General features: G+C 60.9%; 18 protein-coding genes. 9 read left to right on the forward strand and 9 right to left on the reverse strand.

The features are described 5' to 3' along the window. Nucleotides 1-22: 22 nt before the first annotated feature. Complete coding sequence (locus ATH90_RS06415; RefSeq protein ID WP_034109118.1) at nucleotides 23-2614, reverse strand: glycosyltransferase; 2592 nt, start codon at nucleotides 2612-2614, stop codon at nucleotides 23-25. A gap of 217 nt (nucleotides 2615-2831) precedes the next feature. Here ATH90_RS06415 and tcdA point away from each other — a divergent pair, with 217 nt between their 5' ends. After that, the gene (tcdA, locus tag ATH90_RS06420; protein ID WP_052198936.1) at nucleotides 2832-3641 is read left to right on the forward strand and encodes a tRNA cyclic N6-threonylcarbamoyladenosine(37) synthase TcdA; all 810 of its coding nucleotides are present in this window, start codon (nucleotides 2832-2834) and stop codon (nucleotides 3639-3641) included. 55 nt (nucleotides 3642-3696) lie between these two features. On the opposite strand, the gene ATH90_RS06425 is transcribed toward tcdA, so the two are convergent. The 4 genes from ATH90_RS06425 to ATH90_RS06440 form a co-directional block, all read right to left on the reverse strand. Further along, nucleotides 3697-4110, reverse strand: a complete 414-nt coding sequence (locus ATH90_RS06425) for a SufE family protein (RefSeq protein ID WP_098465898.1) — start codon at nucleotides 4108-4110, stop codon at nucleotides 3697-3699. After that, on the reverse strand, nucleotides 4107-5312 hold the full coding sequence (locus ATH90_RS06430) for an aminotransferase class V-fold PLP-dependent enzyme (RefSeq protein ID WP_034109113.1): 1206 nt from the start codon (nucleotides 5310-5312) through the stop codon (nucleotides 4107-4109). The genes ATH90_RS06425 and ATH90_RS06430 overlap by 4 nt, the downstream gene beginning before the upstream one ends. A gap of 64 nt (nucleotides 5313-5376) precedes the next feature. After that, complete coding sequence (dapD, locus tag ATH90_RS06435; protein WP_034109111.1) at nucleotides 5377-6411, reverse strand: 2,3,4,5-tetrahydropyridine-2,6-dicarboxylate N-succinyltransferase; 1035 nt, start codon at nucleotides 6409-6411, stop codon at nucleotides 5377-5379. Between the two features lie 33 nt (nucleotides 6412-6444). Beyond that, the gene (locus ATH90_RS06440; RefSeq protein ID WP_234010469.1) at nucleotides 6445-6753 is read right to left on the reverse strand and encodes an arsenate reductase; all 309 of its coding nucleotides are present in this window, start codon (nucleotides 6751-6753) and stop codon (nucleotides 6445-6447) included. 267 nt (nucleotides 6754-7020) lie between these two features. On the opposite strand from ATH90_RS06440, the gene ATH90_RS06445 reads away from it, so the two are divergent. After that, complete coding sequence (locus ATH90_RS06445; RefSeq protein WP_098465899.1) at nucleotides 7021-8664, forward strand: Na+/H+ antiporter; 1644 nt, start codon at nucleotides 7021-7023, stop codon at nucleotides 8662-8664. A gap of 26 nt (nucleotides 8665-8690) precedes the next feature. Here the strand turns inward: ATH90_RS06445 and ATH90_RS06450 are convergent, their stop codons facing one another. The 4 genes from ATH90_RS06450 to map all read right to left on the reverse strand — a co-directional run bounded on the left by ATH90_RS06450 (nucleotide 8691) and on the right by map (nucleotide 14443). Then, complete coding sequence (locus tag ATH90_RS06450) at nucleotides 8691-9410, reverse strand: M12 family metallopeptidase (RefSeq protein WP_098465900.1); 720 nt, start codon at nucleotides 9408-9410, stop codon at nucleotides 8691-8693. Nucleotides 9411-9534: 124 nt separating this feature from the next. Continuing rightward, nucleotides 9535-10734 (reverse strand): succinyldiaminopimelate transaminase, encoded by a 1200-nt coding sequence (gene dapC, locus ATH90_RS06455; protein WP_034109106.1) that lies wholly within the window; start codon nucleotides 10732-10734, stop codon nucleotides 9535-9537. A 147-nt stretch (nucleotides 10735-10881) separates the two neighbouring features. After that, nucleotides 10882-13584 (reverse strand): [protein-PII] uridylyltransferase, encoded by a 2703-nt coding sequence (locus ATH90_RS06460; protein ID WP_069022118.1) that lies wholly within the window; start codon nucleotides 13582-13584, stop codon nucleotides 10882-10884. Between the two features lie 64 nt (nucleotides 13585-13648). After that, nucleotides 13649-14443: a type I methionyl aminopeptidase gene (gene map / locus ATH90_RS06465; protein WP_025855126.1), complete on the reverse strand. Its 795-nt coding sequence runs from the start codon at nucleotides 14441-14443 to the stop codon at nucleotides 13649-13651. 387 nt (nucleotides 14444-14830) lie between these two features. Here map and rpsB point away from each other — a divergent pair, with 387 nt between their 5' ends. From rpsB to ispC, 7 genes are all read left to right on the forward strand, one after another. After that, nucleotides 14831-15568, forward strand: a complete 738-nt coding sequence (rpsB, locus tag ATH90_RS06470; RefSeq protein ID WP_003189158.1) for a 30S ribosomal protein S2 — start codon at nucleotides 14831-14833, stop codon at nucleotides 15566-15568. A 191-nt stretch (nucleotides 15569-15759) separates the two neighbouring features. Further along, on the forward strand, nucleotides 15760-16623 hold the full coding sequence (gene tsf / locus ATH90_RS06475) for a translation elongation factor Ts (protein WP_025855127.1): 864 nt from the start codon (nucleotides 15760-15762) through the stop codon (nucleotides 16621-16623). 211 nt (nucleotides 16624-16834) lie between these two features. Beyond that, the gene (gene pyrH / locus ATH90_RS06480) at nucleotides 16835-17578 is read left to right on the forward strand and encodes a UMP kinase (RefSeq protein ID WP_003172271.1); all 744 of its coding nucleotides are present in this window, start codon (nucleotides 16835-16837) and stop codon (nucleotides 17576-17578) included. Continuing rightward, nucleotides 17575-18132, forward strand: coding sequence for a ribosome recycling factor (frr, locus tag ATH90_RS06485; protein WP_034109101.1), 558 nt, complete (start codon nucleotides 17575-17577; stop codon nucleotides 18130-18132). The genes pyrH and frr overlap by 4 nt, the downstream gene beginning before the upstream one ends. A 17-nt stretch (nucleotides 18133-18149) precedes the next feature. Further along, nucleotides 18150-18905, forward strand: a complete 756-nt coding sequence (gene uppS / locus ATH90_RS06490) for a polyprenyl diphosphate synthase (protein ID WP_016974405.1) — start codon at nucleotides 18150-18152, stop codon at nucleotides 18903-18905. Then, nucleotides 18906-19712, forward strand: a complete 807-nt coding sequence (locus ATH90_RS06495) for a phosphatidate cytidylyltransferase (protein WP_069022125.1) — start codon at nucleotides 18906-18908, stop codon at nucleotides 19710-19712. Continuing rightward, complete coding sequence (ispC, locus tag ATH90_RS06500; protein WP_098465901.1) at nucleotides 19709-20899, forward strand: 1-deoxy-D-xylulose-5-phosphate reductoisomerase; 1191 nt, start codon at nucleotides 19709-19711, stop codon at nucleotides 20897-20899. Before ATH90_RS06495 ends, ispC begins: the two co-directional genes overlap by 4 nt. The last annotated feature ends 7 nt before the right edge of the window (nucleotides 20900-20906 follow it).

A 20906-nucleotide genomic window follows, 5' to 3' on the forward strand; every position in this document is an offset into this window, starting at 1 on the left:
GTTTAGTGCTTTGCGCAAGTTTTTACTCAACCGTTGCCGGCTCAACCTTCGGCGCCGGTTTCGGCAGCGACGATAGGAACGCCATGACCAGCGCGGCCACATACGGCAGCGACTGCACCAGCAGCATCACCACCCAGAAGCGAATGTCATTGCTTGGCAGGCCCTGCACCAGGTAGATCCCCAGCGCCGCGCCCCACAACAGCAGCATGATGAACATTTCTTCGCGGGCTTCGGAAATGGCTACCCAGAAACCATGGTTATCCGCGTTTTTCGGTGTACGAAAGAACGGAATACTGGTGGTGAAGAAGCCATACAACACCGCCTTGGCGATCGTGTGGGATAACGCCAGGCCGGCCAGGGCGGCACAGAACGCATCCTTGAGGTTCACACCCACCGCACGGCGGTAGAGGAAGATGATCTTGCCGACCTTGAACACGAACAGCGCCAACGGCGGGATCGCGAAAATCAGCAACGGCGGATCGACCCGCGTCGGCACGATGATCATCGCCGCCGACCACAACAGGGCGCCAACGGTGAAGAAGATGTTCATGCCATCCGCCACCCACGGCAACCAGCCCGCGAGGAAATGGTAGCGCTGGCCACGGGTCAGCTCGGTGTCCTTGCCGCGCAGCAGGCTGGCGGTGTGGCGCTTGATGATCTGGATCGCCCCGTAGGCCCAGCGGAAACGCTGTTTCTTGAAGTCGATGAAGGTGTCCGGCATCAGGCCCTTGCCGTAGCTGTCGTGGTAATACGCCGCTGACAGGCCTTTCTCGAACACACGTAGGCCCAGTTCGGCGTCTTCGCAGATGCACCAGTCGGCCCAGCCCAGTTCTTCGAGCACCGAGCGACGGGTCATGGTCATGGTGCCGTGCTGGATGATCGCGTCACGGTCGTTGCGGGTAACCATGCCGATATGGAAGAAGCCCTTGTATTCCGCGTAGCAGAGCTTCTTGAAGGTGCTTTCGTTCTGGTCGCGGTAATCCTGCGGCGACTGCACCACGGCGATTTTCGGGTCGGCGAAGTGCGGCACCATGTGCTTGAGCCAGTTTGGCGACACGCAGTAGTCGGAGTCGATCACTGCGATCACTTCCGCATCCTTGGCGGTGTGCGGGATCAGGTAGTTCAGCGCGCCGCCCTTGAAGCCAGCCAGGGGCGCGACATGGAAGAACTTGAAGCGCGGGCCGAGGGTTTCGCAGTAGTCGCGTACCGGCTCCCACACGGCCGGGTCCTTGGTGTTGTTGTCGATGATCAGGACTTCGTAGTCCGGGTAGTCGAGGGCCGCCAGGGCGTCGAGGGTCTGTTTGACCATCTCCGGCGGCTCGTTGTAGCACGGCACGTGGATCGATACTTTCGGGCGGTAGTCCGAATCCCCCACAACCGGCAGGAATTCACGCCGGCGCTTGTGGGTCCATACCGCTTCGGCCAGTTCGTGGGCCTCGGTCAGCAGCACGATAAACACGCCCAGGGCGCCGAGGGCCAGGAGGATGCCCACGGTGACACTGAACCAGGTGCTGTATTGCTGGCTGTAGTCGTAACCGATCCACACCAGCACCGAACCGCACAGGAACGCGATGAAGGTCAGGAAGGTCCGGCCACGCTGGCGCAGGGCCGAGCCGTCGATCATCAATAGGGTCAGCGACAGCAGCGCGAGCACCACCGAACCAATGGCCAGTACGCGCCATTGCGGGATCGCCACCACCGGCCCGTCAAAGTTGAACTTCTGCTGGCGCGCGGCGTTGTACACGCCCCAGTAGGCGCCGGCAGAGCCTTCGTCGCTGACTTTCCACGGCTGATCGAACGCTTCGATCACGAAGTAGTTGAAACCCTGGCGGTTCAGCTTGTTGACCAGTGTACGCAGGTAGATCGCCTGGTCTGCCGGGGACGTTTCATTGCCACCGCGCATGCGTCCGTTGCTCGGCCAGCCAACCTCCGAGAGCAACAGCGGTTTTTTCGGGAACATCTTCTTCAGGTCCCGGGCGCGGTCGAGTACGTACTGGCCGGCCTTGTCCATCGGGATATATTCCCAGAACGGCAGGATGTGCGCGGCGATCAGGTCGACGTGATTGGCCAGTTTCGGGTTCTTTTCCCAGATGTGCCATTGCTCGGACGTGGTCACCGGCACTTTCACGGCAGCGCGCACTCGGTCGAGCAACACAATCAGTGCTTCAGGGGTGATTTCTTCACGGAACAGGGCTTCGTTGCCGACCACCACCCGCACCACACTGCGCGAGCTGTTGGCGATTTCGATGGCGCGCTGGATTTCGCGCTCGTTGCGTTCCAGGTCCGGGCTGATCCAGATCCCAAGGGTCACGCGCAGGCCGAATTCTTCCGCCAGCTTGGGGATGTCACCCAGGGTGCCGTCGACCGAGTAGGTACGGATGTTGTCCGTCAGCTTGCTCATGATCTCGAGGTCGCGACGCATCTGGTCGTCGGTCGGGTACTGGTCTTTCTGCGGGTACTGGCCTTGCTGGAACGGCGAGTAGGAAAACCCGGAGATCTGCTCAGGCCAGTTGGGAGTGGTGACGGGGCGGTTGATCAACGCCCAGAAACCGGTGAACAGCGCGGCGATTGCCAGCACGATCACCAGGTTGAGTCCAAATTTACGCGATGCCATGGCTATTTCGGGTTCCAAAGGGTGTGGAACGAAAAGAGGTGTCGGCCTACGCCGAACGGCGCGCATCCTACACCGGCCTTTCCCTGACCGTACAGCGAGCAGAGCAAAACCGGACATTAGTCAGCGAAAGGCCATCTAAGTTCTTTACTTGTAGCTTGTCGCTTCGAACTTGTCGCTGCGTAGTCCATAATGCGCGCCGGTTTTTGGGGTAATGGTCATGAGTACAGAAGATCCGCGGTTTGCAGGCGTTGCCCGCTTGTATGGCATTGAAGGCCTGGAACGCTTGAAAGCGGCCCATGTGGCGATCGTCGGCGTCGGCGGCGTGGGCTCGTGGGCGGCGGAAGCCATGGCCCGTTGTGGAGTGGGCGAGATTTCGCTGTTTGACCTGGACGACGTCTGCGTCAGCAACAGCAACCGCCAGTTGCACGCGCTGGACAGCACCGTGGGCAAGCCCAAGGTCGAAGTGATGGCAGAGCGCCTGCGCGGCATCAACCCGGATTGCACGGTGCATGCGGTGGCGGATTTCGTGACCCGCGATACCATGGCCGAATACATCACGCCTAACATCGACTGCGTGATTGACTGCATTGATGCGGTCAACGCCAAGGCTGCACTGATTGCCTGGTGCAAGCGCCGCAAGATCCAGATCATCACCACCGGCGGTGCCGGCGGCCAGATCGACCCGACGCTGATCCAGGTGTGTGACTTGAACCGCACCTTCAATGACCCGCTGGCCTCGAAAGTGCGTTCCACCTTGCGTCGGGATTACGGCTTCTCCCGCACCGTGACCCGCCACTACAGCGTGCCCTGTGTGTTTTCCACCGAGCAACTGCGCTATCCCAAGCCGGACGGCAGCATCTGTTTGCAGAAGAGTTTTGTCGGCGATGGCGTGAAGCTGGACTGCGCGGGCGGGTTCGGCGCGGTGATGATGGTCACGGCCACGTTTGGCATGGTCGCGGCAACCAAGGCGGTGGATAAGATTGTCGCCGGAGTGCGTAGGCCGTCGGAGCGGGTCAAGCCCACCTAGATCTCACTGCCCTACAGCCATCCAAAATGGGGGAGCAGGCAAGCCAGCTCCCCCATCAGTTTTGTGTATGGGTCAGCGTTTGCATGCGCTGCAGCACAGCGTTCAGGCCATTGCTGCGCGAGGGTGACAGCTGCCGGGACAGCCCCAGCTGTGCAAACCAGTCTGGCAAGTCGACAGCCTGCAACTCGGCGGCCGACAACCCATTGACCCGCGCCAGGAGCAGCGCCACCAACCCACGAATCATCCGCGCATCGCTGCTCGCAGCGAACTGCCAGTGGCCGTCCTCCAAACGGCCTACCAGCCACACCAGGCTTTCGCAGCCCTGCACCAGGTTGGCGTCGACTTTATGCTCATCCGCCAGTGGCGGCAGCCGCTCGCCCCATTGCATCAGCATCCGCGCGCGTTGTTCCCAGCTGCCGACAGCCTGGAAGGCTTCAAGCGCGGCAACCGCATCCACTGGCAGGCTCATCGCAGCATATCCAGCGCCTGGTCCAGCGCGTCAAAGAAGCGCTCCAGGTCATCAGAGTCGTTATACAGCGCCAGGGACACGCGAATCGCTCCCGGCAGGTGCATTGCCTTGAGCAGCGGCATCGCGCAATGGTGTCCTGCGCGCACGGCAATGCCTTGCTCGGTGAGCAGGTGCGCAAGATCCGCGTTGTGCACGCCCTCCACCACGAAGCTGACCAGCGCTACCTGCGGTGACCCCAGCACGCGCACGCCATTGCGCGCGTTGAGCCCTCGCAACAGATAGTCATGCAGCGCCGCTTCGTGGGCGACAACCGCCTGCTGATCCAGCGAGCTCAGGTAATCCAGGCTGGCGCCGAGGCCGATCACGCCGGCAATCGGTGGAGTGCCCGCCTCGAAACCCAGTGGCGCCGGGCGAAAGCTGGCGCTGTGGTAGTCGGCCTGTTGCACCATCTCGCCGCCAAACTGCCAGTGGCGCAAGTGGTGCAGGGCTTCGTTGCGGCCAAACAGCACGCCGACGCCGTCCGGTCCGTAGAGTTTGTGACTGGAAAATACATAGAAGTCACAGCCCAGGGCCTGCACGTCATGGCGACCGTGGACGATGCCTTGGGCGCCATCGACCACGCTCAGGGCGCCGTGTGGCCGGGCCAGTGCGAGCAGGGCCTCCAGAGGCTGCCAGGCGCCCAGCACGTTGGACAGCTGGCTCACCGCCAGCAGGCGTGTGCGCGGGCCGATCAGCTCGGCGGCCGCGTGCAGGTCGATCACGCCGTCCGCGTCCAGGGGCAGCACCACGAGCGTGGCGGCGCGACGTTTGGCCAGTTGCTGCCAGGGCAGCAGGTTAGCGTGGTGTTCCAGGGCGCTGATGACAATCTCATCGCCCGCATTGAATAGGTGCTCAAGGCCGTAGGCCAGGAGGTTCAGCGCAGAAGTTGCGCCGTGGGTAAATACGATCTGCCCGCTGTCGCCTGCATTCAACCACTGCGCGACCTTGCTGCGACTGTCTTCGAACGCCTGGGTCGCATGGGCACCTGGCAAGTGCTGGGCACGGTGCACATTGGCTGCGCCATTGGCGTAGTAATGGCTGATCGCATCCAACAGGGCCTGGGGTTTTTGCGTGGTGGCGGCGTTGTCCAGGTAAGTCTGGTCTTGCCGTTGCAGGGTGGCGATGGCCGGGAAGTCGGCGCGCCAGGGGGAGGGCACTAGCATGGTGTTCAAGACTCGTATAAGCGAGCCCCAAGGTTGGAGCCCGCTAGTGGCATCGAGTGGCTGCTTAGTTGTGAGCGTGCAGCGCTTCGTTCAGTTCGATGGCCGATTTGTGGGTTTTGCACTCCACGGCACCGGTCTCGGAATTGCGGCGGAACAGCAGGTCCGGCTGGCCGGCCAGTTCACGTGCCTTGACCACTTTGACCAGTTGGTTCTGCTCGTCCAGCAGCGCGACCTTGGTGCCGGCGGTGACGTACAGGCCCGACTCCACGGTGTTGCGGTCGCCCAACGGGATACCGATACCGGCGTTGGCACCGATCAGGCAGCCTTCGCCCACCTTGATCACGATGTTGCCGCCGCCCGACAGTGTGCCCATGGTGGAGCAACCGCCGCCCAGGTCCGAGCCCTTGCCGACGAATACGCCCGCTGATACGCGGCCTTCGATCATGCCCGGGCCTTCGGTACCGGCGTTGAAGTTGACGAAACCTTCGTGCATCACGGTGGTGCCTTCGCCCACGTAGGCACCCAGGCGCAGACGCGCGGCGTCAGCGATACGCACGCCGCTCGGCACTACGTAGTCAGTCATTTTCGGGAACTTGTCCACCGAGAACACTTCCAGCAGCTCGCCACGCAGGCGGGCTTCCAGCTGGCGCTCGGCCAGTTCGGCGATGTCGATCGCGCCTTGGCTGGTCCAGGCCACGTTCGGCAGCTGCGGGAACACACCGGCCAGGCTCAGGCCGTGTGGCTTGACCAGGCGATGGGACAGCAGGTGCAGCTTGAGGTAGGCCTCGGGCGTGGAGGTCAGTGCGGCGTCTTCGGCCAGCACGGTGGCGACCAAGGGGTTGTGGCTTTCAGCCAGGCGGCTCAGCAGCGCGGCTTGGGCGGTATCGACACCTTTGAGTGCGTCAGCCAGTTGCAGGGCCTGGGTGACGGTGAAGGTGATCGCCTGGTTGCCTTCGGTGTACCCGAGGATCGGTGCGATGGCGGCAACGATTTCAGCCGATGGGTTGAGCAAGGGTTGTGCGTAAAACACTTCCAGCCAAGCACCTTGGCGGTTCTGAGTGCCGACGCCGAAGCCCAGGCTGAACAGGGAATGGGACATGCTGTTACCTCTACAAAAATGGAAAGGGCTGGCCTACTTGAGGGCCGCCGAATAACTATCTGGCTTGAAGCCAATCAGGGTTCTGTCACCGAGATCAAGCACCGGGCGCTTGATCATCGAGGGTTGTGCGAGCATCAAATCAATGGCTTTCGACTGATCGAGATCGGCTTTGCGTTCGTCTTCGAGTTTGCGAAAGGTGGTGCCCGCACGGTTCAAAACCACCTGCCAACCGTGCTCGTTGCACCATTGGGTCAAGTGTTCGCGGTCGATACCGGCCGTTTTGTAGTCGTGGAACTCATAGCTGACGCCGTGCTCATCGAGCCAGGTGCGCGCCTTTTTCATGGTGTCGCAGGCTTTGATACCGAAAAGGTGCAACGTTTTGCTTGAAGCGGTCAAGGAATTGCCCCCCTTTGGACCAAGTAGAAACGAAAGATCACCGATTATGCCATGACCAGCGGCTTTGAGTGCCGCTCGTCACGCCAGCCCATGACGCAGTGCGACTTTTGTGCAAAAGCCACCGCGCAGCATAGGCGGCTAATATGGCACTTCAACGGCGAGTTGTTGCCTGATGTGTGTCGTTGCAAGTCGATTGTCCGGGAAACCCGCTTTATGCAAACCGCCTACACCGTTCTTATCCTGCTGATGCTGGTCAGCGTTTCGCGTCTTGTCGGGCGTGTGATTCCCCTGCCGTTACCTTTGGTGCAGATTGCCGCCGGCGCCTTGCTGGCCTGGCCCACGCTGGGGCTGCACGTGGCGCTGGACCCTGAGCTGTTCCTGTTTCTGTTCCTGCCGCCGTTGCTGTTCTCCGATGGCTGGCGCATGCCCAAACGTGAGTTGTGGCGCCTGCGCGGGCCGATCCTGACCCTCGCCGTGGGGTTGGTGCTGTTCACCGTGGTCGGTGCGGGTTACTTCATCCATTGGCTATTGCCCACGATTCCGTTGCCGGTAGCCTTCGCGCTGGCGGCCGTATTGTCACCGACGGATGCCGTGGCGGTGTCAGCCATTTCCCAGAACCGCCTGCCGACGCCGCTGATGCATATGCTCCAAGGCGAGGCGTTGATGAATGATGCTTCGGGCCTGGTGACCTTTAAGTTCGCCCTGGCGGCGGCGCTGACCGGGGTGTTTTCCCTGGCCGACGCGAGCCTCACTTTTGTCCTGGTGGCCGTCGGCGGGCTGGCGGTCGGCGTCGCGTTGAGCTGGTTGGTCGGCCGCCTCCGCGCCTGGATGATTGCGCGGGGCTGGGACGATCCGGCCACTCACGTGGTGTTCATGTTGCTGCTGCCGTTTGCGGCCTATGTGCTGGCCGAGCGCCTGGGCGCATCGGGCATTCTGTCGGCGGTGGCGGCGGGCATGATGCAAAGCTGGCTCGACCTGCTGCCGCGCCAGACCAGCACGCGCTTGCTCAACCGCAGCGTCTGGTCACTGCTGGAGTTTGCCTTCAACGGTTTGATCTTTTTGCTGTTGGGCCTGCAACTGCCGGACATCATCAAGGCCGTGGTCAGTCACGAGCCAACCCTGTGGCCGACATTGTTCTATCGCTGCCTCGACGTGGTCGCGATCTTCCTGGTGCTGGTGGTGTTGCGCTTTATCTGGGTGCAAAGCATCTGGCGACTGTCAGGCCTGCTGCGCAGGATTCGTGGCAAAAGCGAGCTCACACTGGTGCCTACCGCCCGTTCCTGCTGGTTGCTGACTGTCGGCGGAGTACGCGGTGCCGTGACGCTGGCGGGTGTGATGTCGGTGCCTTTGTTGCTGGCGCCGGGCAAGGATTTTCCCGAGCGCGACCTGCTGATCTTCATCGCCGCCGGCGTGATCCTGCTGTCGCTGATCGCCGCCTGTATCGCGTTGCCGCTGCTGTTGCGCGGCATCGAGAAGAGCCCGGATGAAAAGCGCCACAACGAGGTGCGCGACGCCTGGAAAAAAACCGCCGTGGCCGCGATCCATGCCCTGGAGGCCGAAGAGCCCGCTGAAGCCGAAACCCTCGACGCTGCCCAGGCGGCGCTGGCCACTGAGCTCAAGGCCCGGCTGATGTCCGAATACCGCCATCAATTGGACGTGTTCAACGACTCGGCCGACGCCCAGGCGCTGGCACACCGGATGGATCAACTGGAGCGCAAATTGCGCCTCAAGGCGCTGCGGGCCCAGCGACTGGAACTGTACAGCCTCAGCCGTCATCACCAGATTGGCGATGACGTGCTGCGCGAAGTCTTGGCCGACCTCGACATGAGCGAGGCCAATCTGGGGTTGCAGAAGTAGGGCAGCCGTCTTCTGCAGGCCGGTGTTCATGAGGCGGGGCGTGGGTAGGCGTTTTTCGCCCAGGCGATATCGCCCTCGCTGATCGCCCAGCTCTCCGATTGAGCCCAGTTTCCCTGGGTCAATCTCGGGTCGATTTCATAGTGCATGACGGAGTCTGAGTCGTAGGGTTGATAGTCGTAGGCCGTGTTGCGGGGCAACGGGAGCAGGTCGGCATTGGCTTGTGCCTGGCTCACGCCATTGCGCCGATAGACTGCGTGCACCTTGGGCACGTTCCATGGGATGTCGGCGTCGGGATGCTGGTGGGCATGCAGGGCACCCAGCATGTGCCCGAATTCATGCAGGACAATGTACTCGAACCTCGGATCGGTATGGTCCAGGGGCAATGACATGGTCGGAGTGCTTTCGGGCATGCTCAGTGCACCCGTGCCAACGGCAGATTGGGGGCGTTGGTTGTTCGCTGCGATTCTGACGTCGCCTTCCTCTCCCGAGACAAACTCAAATTTCAGATTGATATGGGGTAGCCACTGACAGGCGGCTTTTTTGACTGCCAGCACATAGGGGTCGTTGACATCGAACTCGTACAGGGCAATTTTGAGGGTGGTGTTTTGCGGCCAGTATCTGCCGGGGTCGCCGACATTGCGTCGGTGCCTTGAGTGTGCAGCACTCGAGGGGGCGTTCGTGTGCCCATCGTCCTGTTTGTGCGGCAGGTGATGGAATTGGGGAGCAACGACGGCGGCAACGTTCATAAGGTTTCTCCTGCAGGGATCAATAAAAGTCGCTGATCCCTGATTGGTACGAAACCGCTGGAACGTTCAATCGTTGACTACGCGCCCTGGCGTGTCAGGCAAGGGCGCGCACAAACCGTTTCAATCAGCGGTTGCGGGTCATGAATGCGCGAATGCGCTCAGCCGCTTCCACACACTCTGCCAGCGGCGCAACCAACGCCATGCGTACACGCCCGGCACCGGGGTTGAAGCCGTCCACTTCGCGGGACAGGTAGGAGCCCGGCACCACGGTCACGTGTTCTTCCACGAACAAGTCCCGGCAGAACGCCGCATCGTCGCCGTTCACCTTTGGCCACAGGTAGAAACCGCCGTCCGGGCTTTGCACTTCCATCACCGGCTTGAGGATCGCCAGTACGGCGTCGAATTTTTCCCGGTACAGGTCACGGTTGGCCTGCACGTGGGCTTCATCCTGCCAGGCTGCAATGCTGGCCAGCTGAGTTTGCACCGGCATCGCGCAGCCGTGGTAGGTGCGGTAGAGCAGGAAGGCCTTGAGGATGTCGGCGTCGCCGGCCACGAACCCGGAGCGCAGGCCCGGCAGGTTGGAGCGCTTGGACAGGCTGTGGAACACCACGCAACGCTTGAAGTCCTGCCGGCCCAGTTCGACGCAGGCGCTCAGCAGGCCTGGCGGCGGGGTTTGCTCGTCAAAGTACAGTTCGCTGTAGCACTCGTCGGCGGCGATCACGAAGTCGTATTCGTCGGCCAGGGCGATGAGTTTTTTCAGGGTGTCGACCGGGATCAGCGCGCCGGTCGGGTTGCCGGGGGAGCACAGGAACAGGATCTGGCAGCGTTTCCAGATGTCTGGCGTCACGGCGTCAAAGTCCGGGTTGAAGCCATTGGTGTCCAGGCACGGCAGGTAGTGCGGCTTGGCCCCGGCCAGGAACGCTGCGCCTTCGTAGATCTGGTAGAACGGGTTGGGGCTTACTACCAGCGCGTCGTCACCGCGGTTGACCACCGTCTGGGTGAAGGCGAACAGCGCTTCACGGGTGCCGTTGACCGGCAGGATGTTGCGTGCCGGATCGAGCCAGCCCTTGGGTACGTTGAAGCGCCGTTCACACCAGGCGCCGATGGCCTCGCGCAGGGCCGGGATGCCTAAGGTGGTCGGATACACCGCCATTTGGTCGAGGTTGTTGCTCAGCGCTTCGGCGACGAATGTCGGCGATTTGTGCTTCGGCTCGCCAATGGACAGTGCGATCGGGCGCTTGTCAGGGTTCGGCGTGACGCTGCCCAACAGGGCGCGCAATTTCTCGAACGGGTAGGGCTGCAACTGGTTCAGGGCGTTGTTCATCAGGGCCTCGATCAGAATGAGGACGGCTTTTTGTAGTCGCCTGGTTGCCTGCGATGGGGCACTCGGTGTATCGGCGACACCGAGTCGATGCCATCGCAGGCAAGCCAGCTCCCACAGGGACCGTGCCCACTGGGACGTTAGATTAATTCAAAGGGTCAGTCTGGTCAGTTCGACGCCGGGCTCCTGGGTCACGCTCAATTGCTGGACGATCGCGTCCTGCAGGCGGCGGCACAGTTCCGGGTCGGACAGCGGATGGTTGTCGGCATCGGTAATGAAGAACACGTCTTCCACGCGTTCGCCGAGGGTCGCAATCTTGGCGTTTTGCAACGACAGGTCGAACTCCAGGAAGATCCCGCCGATGCGGGCCAGCAGGCCCGGGCGATCCGGTGCGCTGAGTTCCAATACCGTGACCGGGCGCTGCGCGTCGTTGGAAATGGTCACCTGGGGCGCAAACGCAAAGTGTTTGAGCTGGCGCGGTACCCGGCGCTGGATGATGGTCGGGTAGTCGTCAGGGTTGCGCAGGGCTTCGGTCAGGCCCTCGCGGATTTTCTTCACCCGTACCGGGTTGTCGCCAATCGAGTCGCCGTCGGTGTCGAGCACGATGTAGGTGTCGAGGGTGAACTGGCTGCTGGAGGTGATGACCCGGGCGTCATGGATGTTCAAGTTGAGCTGGTCCATGGCGGCCACGGTCACGGCGAAGAAGTCATGCTGGTCGGGAGCGTAGATGAAGATCTGCGTGCCGCCTTCGAATTCACGCTGGGTGGTTTCCTTGATCAGCACCAGTGGGCCGCCATCCGCGGGCTGTTGCAGGATCGCGTCGCTGTGCCAGGCCACGTCGCCGGCGGTGTGGCGCAGGAAATAATCGTCGCCCAGTTGCGACCACAGTTGTTCGACATCGTCCGGGTCGTTACCGCCACGCACCAGGATATCCAGGGCTGCGCTCTGGGTGCGACGGATCTGCTCTTCGCGGTCCACCGGGTTTTCCAGGCCGCGGCGCAGGGCACGCTTGGTCTCGGTGTACAGCTGGCGCAGCAGGCTGGCGCGCCACGAGTTCCATAGCGTTGGGTTGGTGGCGTTGATGTCGGAGACGGTCAGGACGTACAGGTAGTCGAGGCGGGTTTCATCGCCGACGATCTGCGCGAAGTCGTGGATCACCTGCGGGTCGGACAAGTCCTTGCGCTGAGCGGTGGTGGACATTACCAGATGGTTCTGCACCAGCCAGACGATCAGGCGGCTGTCCCAGAGGGGCAACTGGTGGCGCTGGCAGAACGCCTCGGCATCCACTGCGCCGATCTCGGAATGGTCGCCATGCCGGCCCTTGCCGATGTCGTGGTACAGGCCGGCCAGGTAGATCAGCTCAGGCTTGGGCAATTTCGCCATCAGCTTGCTGGCCAGCGGGAATTTCTCTGACACCTGGGTGTACTGCAGCTTACGCAGGTGTTTGATCAGGTTCAGGGTGTGGGCGTCCACGGTATAGATGTGGAACAGGTCGTGCTGCATCTGCCCGACGATAAAGCCGAACTCCGGCAGGTAGCGCCCGAGAATGCCGTAACGGTTCATGCGCCGCAGGTTACGGTGGATACCGATCTTGCACTTGAACAGTTCGATGAACAGGCTGGTGTTGCGGATGTCATGCCGGAAATCGTCGTCGATCAGGTGACGGTTTTCCCGCAGCAGACGGATGGTATCGGCGCGCACGCCCTTGATTTCGGGCTGCTGGGCCATCAGCACGAAGATTTCCAGCATCGCGAACGGTGTGCGGCGGAACACATTGTCGTTGCGCGCCTCGATATAGCCGTCGTGCAGTTGGAAGCGCGAGTTGATCGGTTGCGGCGGCGCTTCGTCTTCGGGCGCCAGGATCACTTCTTCGAAGTGCTGGATGATCAGGTCACTGAGCTGCGCAATGCTCATGACCACCCGGTAGTACTGCTGCATGAAGCTTTCGATGCTGGTCTTCGCGTCTTCGCCTTCAAAGCCCAGCAGGGTCGCGATGGAGCGCTGGTGATCGAACAGCAAGCGGTCTTCGGAGCGTCCGGCGAGCATGTGCAGGGCGTAGCGTACCTTCCAGAGGAATTCCTGGGACGAGGCCAGCAGGGCGTTTTCGCTCTCCACCAGGAAACCTTCGCCAGCCAGGGCGCGCAGGTTCAGGGTGCCATACTGGCGACGCGCGACCCACAAAATCGTCTGGATATCCCGCAGCCCGCCCGGCGAGCCCTTGACGTTGGGTTCCAGGTTGTACTCGGTGTCGTTGTACTTGTGGTGCCGGGCCTTTTGCTCGGCGCGCTTGGCCAGGAAGAAATCCTTGCTCGGCCACATGTGTGCGGTGCTGGTGACTTCGAGCATGCGCTGGCGCAAGCGTTCAGGGCCGGCAATGGTGCGGCTTTCCATCAGGTTGGTGATCACCGTGAGGTCGGCGCGGGCTTCTTCGGCGCATTCGTCCACCGACCGCACGCTCTGGCCGACTTCCAGGCCGATGTCCCACAACAGGGTGAGAAAGCGCTCGATGGAATCGCGAAAGATCTCATGGTCGGCGCTGTCCAGCAGGATCAGCAGGTCGATGTCGGAGTAGGGGTGCAACTCCCCACGACCGTAGCCACCGACGGCCACCAGGGCGATGTCGGCGTCCTCGCTCCAACTGAACTGTTCCCAGGCCTTTTGCAGGATGTTATCCACGAACCAGGCGCGGTCCTCGATCAAGCGACGGATGTCCCGGCCGCTGCGAAAGCGCGCGTCGAGCACCTCGCGGGCCTGGCGGATAGCCTTCTTGAACGCGGCGATAGGGCTCGCCTTCAGGGCCAGTTCGGCCTGGAACTGGCCACGGTCGAAGAGTTCGGGATCCACCTGGGGCATCGATCGGCTTTCCTTTCTATCTATCAGTCAGTCACAACACAGTGGGGGAAAACCTGAGCAATCTTTACGCCGAAACCGCACCCGAAGTGCGCGGGATGGTGTCGTCGGCGCGCAAGGTGAAGATCTCGTAGCCGGTTTCGGTGACCAGCAGGGTGTGTTCCCACTGGGCCGACAGCTTGCGGTCCTTGGTGATGGCGGTCCAGCCGTCGCCCAGCACTTTGGTGTCAGCCTTGCCCTGGTTGATCATCGGCTCGATGGTGAAGGTCATGCCGGCCTTCAGTTCCATGCCGGTGCCGGCACGGCCGTAATGCAGGATCTGCGGCTCTTCGTGGAATACGGTGCCGATACCGTGGCCGCAGAATTCGCGCACCACCGAAAAGCCGTTCTTTTCGGCGTGCTTCTGGATCACTTCGCCGATGTCGCCAAGGCGGCAGCCGGGCTTGACGATTTCAATGGCCTTGTACATGCATTCCTGGGTCACCTGGGACAGGCGCTCGGCCCAGACCGGTACGTTGCCGACGTGGAACATACGGCTGGTGTCGCCGAAGTAGCGGTCCTTGATCACGGTGACGTCGATGTTCAGGGTGTCGCCATCCTTCAACGGCTTGTCACCCGGAATCCCGTGGCAGACCACGTGGTTGACTGACGTGCAGATCGACTTGGGGAAGCCCTTGTAGTTCAGCGGCGCAGGGATGGCGCCCTGCACGTTGACTATATAGTCGTGGCAGATCTGGTTGAGGGTTTCGGTGGTGACGCCGGGCTTGACGTGCTCGGCGATCATTTCCAGCACGTCGGCAGCCAGTTTGCCGGCGATGCGCATGCCAGCGATGTCTTCGGCGGTTTTCAAACTAACGGTCATACAGGCTCTCTCTAGCGCGACGCGCTGAAATCAATACGGTTTACGGGCGCGCGACAAAAGGTTACAGAATTCGCACAAGCCACAAAAAACACGATTCTACCAGACGATGGCGTCAAATCATGAGCCTCTGATGATCGCTTCTCTCTATAAGGTGGGGGTATTCAGGCTCTATTCAAAGGGTTACGCAGAAACGGCTCACGGCAAATGTGATTGCGGGTTTCGTTTTCGCCCTTCGTGTGGTATAAAATGCGCCGCTTTCCGGGGATACCCCGCAAAGCTTAAATCCACACACGTGTCGACACGATGACCTGGGTGCCGGAGGCCTTGAAGCCGCTGGTTGGTCATTGGGATACGTGGAGGCCAAACCCGACTTATTAAGGAACTATCATGTCCCAAGTCAACATGCGCGATATGCTGAAGGCCGGTGTGCACTTCGGTCACCAGACCCGTTACTGGAACCCGAAAATGGGTAAATACATTTTCGGCGCGCGTAACAAGATCCACATTATCAACCTTGAAAAAACCCTGCCAATGTTCAACGAAGCGCTGACTTTCGTAGAGCGCCTGGCCCAGGGCAAAAACAAGATTCTGTTCGTCGGCACCAAGCGTTCCGCCGGCAAGATCGTTGCTGAAGAAGCAGCACGTTGCGGTTCGCCGTACGTGGATCACCGCTGGTTGGGCGGCATGCTGACCAACTTCAAAACCATCCGTGCTTCCATCAAGCGTCTGCGTGACCTTGAAGTGCAGGCCGAAGACGGTACTTTCGCCAAGCTGACCAAGAAAGAAGCGCTGATGCGCTCCCGTGACCTGGAAAAGCTCGATCGTTCCCTGGGTGGTATCAAGGACATGGGCGGTCTGCCTGACGCACTGTTCGTTATCGACGTTGATCACGAGCGCATCGCGATCACCGAAGCCAACAAGCTGGGCATCCCGGTTATCGGCGTAGTCGATACCAACAGCAGCCCGGAAGGCGTTGACTACATCATCCCAGGCAACGATGACGCAATCCGCGCTATCCAGCTGTACATGGGTTCGATGGCTGACGCTGTGATCCGCGGTCGCAACCACGTTGCTGGTGGTACCGAGCAGTTCGTTGAAGAAGCTCCGGTAGCCGCAGCTGAGTAATTGACGCCCTGGCGTTGACTCAGTAAGCAAAAAGGGGGCTTGGCCCCCTTTTTGCCACCTCGAAAACCATTTGTCGGCAGCGCAGCTACATCATCTGTAACGTGCAGCGGCCTACAAGGGAGATTCGGGAAGAATTGATCGCCCGTTTGATCGGGTGGAATGGTTGAAAACCTATCCAAGAGGATTTTGAAATGGCAGAGATTACTGCAGCGTTGGTTAAAGAACTGCGTGAGCGTACCGGCGAAGGCATGATGGATTGCAAAAAGGCCTTGACCAAGGCCGGCGGCGACATCGAAAAAGCCATCGACGACATGCGTGCCTCCGGCGCCATCAAGGCTGCCAAGAAAGCAGGCAACGTAGCTGCTGAAGGCGCAATCGCCCTGAAAGAAGACGGTAAATCCGCAGTGCTGCTGGAAGTGAACTCGCAGACTGACTTCCTGGCTCTGCAGGACGACTTCAAGGCATTCGTTGCTGCCAGCGTTGAAAAAGCGTTCGCTGACAAGCTGACCACCGTTGAGCCTCTGATCGAAGCTCAAGAAGCTGCTCGCCTGGTACTGGTCGGCAAGGTTGGCGAAAACGTCAACATCCGTCGCCTGGCGCGCGTTGAAGGTGACGTCGTTGGTGGTTACCTGCACGGCAACAAGATCGGTGTAGCGGTTGTTCTGAAGGGCGGCGACGTTGAGCTGGCCAAAGACATCGCAATGCACGTTGCTGCTAGCAACCCTGAGTTCCTGCTGCCTTCGGAAGTTTCTGCCGAAGCGATCGAGCGTGAAAAAGCTGTGTTCCTGCAGCTGAACGAAGAGAAAATCAAAGGCAAGCCAGAAAACATTGTTGAGAACATGGTCAAAGGCCGTATCAGCAAGTTCCTGGCCGAAGCAAGCCTGGTTGAGCAGGCGTTCGTCAAGAACCCTGAAATCAAGGTTGGCGAGCTGGCCAAGAAAGCCGGTGCTGAAATCGTTTCCTTCACCTACTTCAAAGTAGGCGAAGGCATCGAGAAGCCGGTCGACAACTTCGCTGAAGAAGTTGCTGCCCAGCTGGCTGCCGCCAAGCAATAAGACAGTTTTCAACTGTCGCCCGAAAGAGGCTGCCCGCTCACGCGCGCAGCCTCTTTTCAAATGGGAAGGCCGATTTTATTTGGCTTACCCTCGGAACTGGCTTACAAAGCCGTGTTCCGATGGCGCTGTGACAGCGTCCAGCTAGAGTGAACGCAAGCCGTAAACGGCTCGCCAAGAATTTTTAAAAAATACGCCGCAGGAGAGATTCGCAATGGCTCAGCAGGGCAGTGGTTATCAGGCTCGCTATAAACGCATTCTACTCAAGCTCAGCGGCGAGGCCCTGATGGGCTCGGAAGAGTTCGGGATCGATCCCAAGGTACTCGACCGCATGGCGCTTGAAGTCGGCCAACTGGTCGGTATCGGCGTGCAGGTCGGCCTGGTGATCGGCGGCGGCAACCTGTTCCGCGGCGCAGCACTGAGTGCGGCCGGCATGGATCGGGTCACCGGCGACCACATGGGCATGCTGGCCACTGTGATGAACGCCTTGGCCATGCGCGACGCCCTGGAGCGTGCCAATATCTCGGCTATCGTGATGTCGGCTATTTCCATGGTCGGCGTGACCGATCACTATGATCGTCGCAAAGCCATGCGCCACCTGAACGCCAAGGAAGTGGTGATCTTCGCCGCTGGCACCGGTAACCCGTTCTTCACCACCGACTCGGCAGCGTGCCTGCGCGCCATCGAGATCGATGCGGACGTGGTGCTCAAGGCTACCAAGGTTGACGGCGTATACACCGCAGACCCATTCAAAGACCCGCATGCCGAGAAGTTCGATCATCTGACTTACGATGAAGTGCTGGATCGCAAGCTGGGCGTGATGGACCTGACGGCTATCTGCTTGTGCCGCGACCACAAGATGCCGCTGCGCGTATTTAACATGAACAAGCCCGGCGCCCTGCTGAACATCGTACACGGCGGCGCAGAAGGGACTCTGATCGAGGAAGGCCAACAATGATCAACGAAATCAAGAAAGACGCCCAAGCGCGTATGCAAAAATCCCTGGAGTCTCTGAGCCACGCATTCGGCCAGATTCGTACCGGCAAGGCGCACCCAAGCATCCTGGGCAGCGTAATGGTGCCTTACTACGGTTCCGACACCCCGCTGAGCAGCGTGGCCAACGTCACCGTCAAGGACTCGCGCACCCTGCAGGTCGTGGCTTTCGAGCGCAACATGCTGGCTGCCGTCGACAAGGCTATCCAGAGTGCCGGCCTGAACCTCAACCCGACCAATCTGGGTGAGTTGCTGCTGATCTCCATGCCAGCCCTTACCGAAGAAACCCGCAAGGGCTTCACCAAGCAGGCGCGCAGCGCTGCCGAAGACGCCCGTGTTGCCGTGCGCAACATCCGTCGCGATGCCCTAGGTGACCTGAAGAAGCTGGTCAAGGACAAGGAAATCAGCGAAGACGAAGAGCGTCGTGCCACCGCCGATATCGACAAGTTGACCAAGGATGCCGAGGCCCAGATCACCAAGGCCACGGAAGAAAAAGAAAAGGACCTGATGGCCGTATAAGGGGTCAGGACGCCTTCATGGAAAAGACCAAGCAGACTGTACCCTCTGTGGTGCCGCGCCATGTCGCGATCATCATGGATGGGAATAATCGCTGGGCGAAGAAGCGCTTTATGCCGGGCGTTGCCGGGCATAAAGCGGGTGTCGACGCGGTACGGGCTGTGATCGAGGTGTGTGCCGAGGCCAAGGTCGAAGTATTGACCCTGTTCGCCTTCTCCAGTGAGAACTGGCAGCGGCCTGCCGAAGAAGTCAGTGCCCTGATGGATCTGTTCTTCAAGGCCCTGCGTCGTGAGGCCAAGCGCCTCAACGACAACAACATCAGCCTGCGCATCATTGGCGATCGCTCACGCTTCCATCCGGAGCTGCAAGCCGCCATGCGCGAAGCCGAAGCCATTACCGCCGGCGCCAACCGTTTTGTACTGCAGATCGCAGCCAACTACGGTGGCCAGTGGGATATCGCCCAGGCTGCGCAACGTCTGGCCCGCGAAGTGCAGGCCGGTCATCTGCGACCTGACGACATCACGCCTGAACTGTTGCAAACCTGCCTGGTTACCGGCGACCTGCCCTTGCCGGACTTGTGCATCCGTACGGGTGGCGAGCACCGCATCAGCAATTTCCTGTTGTGGCAACTGGCCTACACCGAGCTGTACTTCTCCGACCTGTTCTGGCCGGACTTCAAACACGATGCCATGCGTAATGCGCTGGCCGATTTCGCTTCCCGTCAGCGTCGCTTTGGTAAAACGAGCGAGCAGATCGAAGCTGGAGCCCGGGTTTAAATGCTTAAACAACGAATCATCACAGCACTGATCCTGTTGCCGATCGCCTTGTGTGGGTTTTTCCTGCTCGAGGGGTCCGGCTTTGCGCTGTTTATCGGCCTGGTCGTCACCCTGGGTGCCTGGGAGTGGGCGCGCCTGGCGGGCTTCAGCGCACAGTTGCCGCGTGTGGTGTATGCCGCCGTCGTGGCAGCCCTGGCCTTTCTCCTGTACATCCTGCCGGACATCGCGCCCTGGGTGTTGGGTGCAGCAGTACTGTGGTGGGCGCTGGCGACGTTCCTGGTGTTGACCTACCCACGTACCAGCAGCCAATGGTCCAGTGTTGCCTGCAAGCTGGTGATCGGTTTGCTGATCCTGCTGCCGGCATGGCAAGGGCTGGTTGAGATCAAGCGTTACCCGATGGGTAACTGGCTGATCCTGGCCGTCATGGTGCTGGTCTGGGGGGCTGATATCGGTGCCTACTTCTCCGGTCGGGCGTTCGGCAAGCGCAAGTTGGCGCCGGCGGTCAGTCCGGGCAAGAGCTGGGAAGGTGTCTATGGTGGTTTGGCGTTGACGCTGGTGATCGCGCTGGTCGTCGGTGTTGTGCGTGGATGGGCGGTGAAGGAGATCTTCCTGGCGCTGCTGGCCACCGCCATTGTCGTGTTTATCTCGGTGGTGGGTGACCTCACCGAAAGCATGTTCAAGCGCCAGGCCGGGATCAAGGACAGCAGTAACCTGCTGCCGGGTCACGGTGGTGTGCTGGATCGCATCGACAGCTTGACTGCTGCTATCCCGATCTTCGCTGTGCTGCTATGGATGACTGCTTCGTGAGCCGCCTGCAACAAGTGACGGTGTTGGGTGCCACTGGCTCGGTGGGGCTGAGCACCCTTGACGTGATTGCGCGTCATCCTGACCGCTACCAGGTCTTCGCCCTCACTGGGTTTACCCGCCTGAGCGAACTGCTGGCCTTGTGCGTGCGTCACGCGCCGCGCTTCGCCGTGGTGCCTGAGGCCGATGCCGCGCGGGGGCTGCAGGATGACCTGCGGGCTGCCGGGCTGGCGACTCAAGTGCTGGTGGGGGAGGAGGGGTTGTGCCAGGTGTCGGCCGACGCTGACGTGGACACCGTGGTCGCGGCGATCGTGGGTGCTGCAGGCCTGCGTCCGACCCTGGCTGCCGTCGACGCTGGCAAGAAGATTCTGCTGGCGAATAAAGAGGCGCTGGTTATGTCCGGCGCGCTCTTTATGCAGGCGGTACGCAAAAGCGGTGCGGTGCTGCTGCCACTCGACAGCGAACACAACGCAATCTTCCAATGCATGCCTGGCGACTATGCCCGCGGCTTGAACCAGGTCGGCGTGCGTCGGATCCTGTTGACCGCCTCCGGTGGTCCGTTCCGGCAAACGCCGTTGGCCGAGCTGGAGCATGTATCGCCCGACCAGGCGTGTGCTCATCCGAACTGGTCCATGGGGCGCAAGATCTCCGTGGATTCGGCCAGCATGATGAACAAAGGGCTTGAGTTGATCGAGGCGTGCTGGCTGTTTGATGCGCGCCCGGATCAGGTCGAGGTGGTGATTCACCCGCAAAGTGTGATTCATTCCCTGGTCGATTACGTCGACGGATCGGTCCTGGCGCAGTTGGGTAACCCCGACATGCGCACGCCGATCGCCAATGCCCTGGCCTGGCCGGAGCGGATTGATTCCGGCGTCGCGCCCCTGGATTTGTTTGCCGTGGCTCGCCTGGACTTCGAAGCGCCGGACGAGCAGCGCTTCCCGTGCCTGCGCCTGGCGCGGCAGGCTGCCGAAGCGGGTAACAGCGCGCCGGCGATGCTCAATGCGGCCAATGAAGTGGCGGTGGCGGCGTTTCTCGAACGGCGCATCCGCTTTCCGCAGATCGCGAGTATCATCGAGGACGTCCTGGCTCTTGAGCCTGTCGTGGCGGTGAGTGATCTGGGGGCAGTATTCGAGGCCGATACCAAGGCCCGAGCCCTGGCAGAGCAATGGCTGGGCCGCAACGCGCTTTAGTCTGTGG

The sequence above is a fragment of the Pseudomonas lurida genome (assembly GCF_002563895.1).
Lineage (GTDB): Bacteria > Pseudomonadota > Gammaproteobacteria > Pseudomonadales > Pseudomonadaceae > Aquipseudomonas > Aquipseudomonas lurida.

Bases quoted from the DNA above. Each gene is read 5' to 3' on its own strand.
- ATH90_RS06415 (WP_034109118.1), bottom strand. From the start codon at position 2,614: ATGGCATCGCGTAAATTTGGACTCAACCTGGTGATCGTGCTGGCAATC.
- tcdA (WP_052198936.1), top strand. From the start codon at position 2,832: ATGAGTACAGAAGATCCGCGGTTTGCAGGCGTTGCCCGCTTGTATGGC.
- ATH90_RS06425 (WP_098465898.1), bottom strand. From the start codon at position 4,110: ATGAGCCTGCCAGTGGATGCGGTTGCCGCGCTTGAAGCCTTCCAGGCT.
- ATH90_RS06430 (WP_034109113.1), bottom strand. From the start codon at position 5,312: ATGCTAGTGCCCTCCCCCTGGCGCGCCGACTTCCCGGCCATCGCCACC.
- dapD (WP_034109111.1), bottom strand. From the start codon at position 6,411: ATGTCCCATTCCCTGTTCAGCCTGGGCTTCGGCGTCGGCACTCAGAAC.
- ATH90_RS06440 (WP_234010469.1), bottom strand. From the start codon at position 6,753: ATGAAAAAGGCGCGCACCTGGCTCGATGAGCACGGCGTCAGCTATGAG.
- ATH90_RS06445 (WP_098465899.1), top strand. From the start codon at position 7,021: ATGCAAACCGCCTACACCGTTCTTATCCTGCTGATGCTGGTCAGCGTT.
- ATH90_RS06450 (WP_098465900.1), bottom strand. From the start codon at position 9,410: ATGAACGTTGCCGCCGTCGTTGCTCCCCAATTCCATCACCTGCCGCAC.
- dapC (WP_034109106.1), bottom strand. From the start codon at position 10,734: ATGAACAACGCCCTGAACCAGTTGCAGCCCTACCCGTTCGAGAAATTG.
- ATH90_RS06460 (WP_069022118.1), bottom strand. From the start codon at position 13,584: ATGCCCCAGGTGGATCCCGAACTCTTCGACCGTGGCCAGTTCCAGGCC.
- map (WP_025855126.1), bottom strand. From the start codon at position 14,443: ATGACCGTTAGTTTGAAAACCGCCGAAGACATCGCTGGCATGCGCATC.
- rpsB (WP_003189158.1), top strand. From the start codon at position 14,831: ATGTCCCAAGTCAACATGCGCGATATGCTGAAGGCCGGTGTGCACTTC.
- tsf (WP_025855127.1), top strand. From the start codon at position 15,760: ATGGCAGAGATTACTGCAGCGTTGGTTAAAGAACTGCGTGAGCGTACC.
- pyrH (WP_003172271.1), top strand. From the start codon at position 16,835: ATGGCTCAGCAGGGCAGTGGTTATCAGGCTCGCTATAAACGCATTCTA.
- frr (WP_034109101.1), top strand. From the start codon at position 17,575: ATGATCAACGAAATCAAGAAAGACGCCCAAGCGCGTATGCAAAAATCC.
- uppS (WP_016974405.1), top strand. From the start codon at position 18,150: ATGGAAAAGACCAAGCAGACTGTACCCTCTGTGGTGCCGCGCCATGTC.
- ATH90_RS06495 (WP_069022125.1), top strand. From the start codon at position 18,906: ATGCTTAAACAACGAATCATCACAGCACTGATCCTGTTGCCGATCGCC.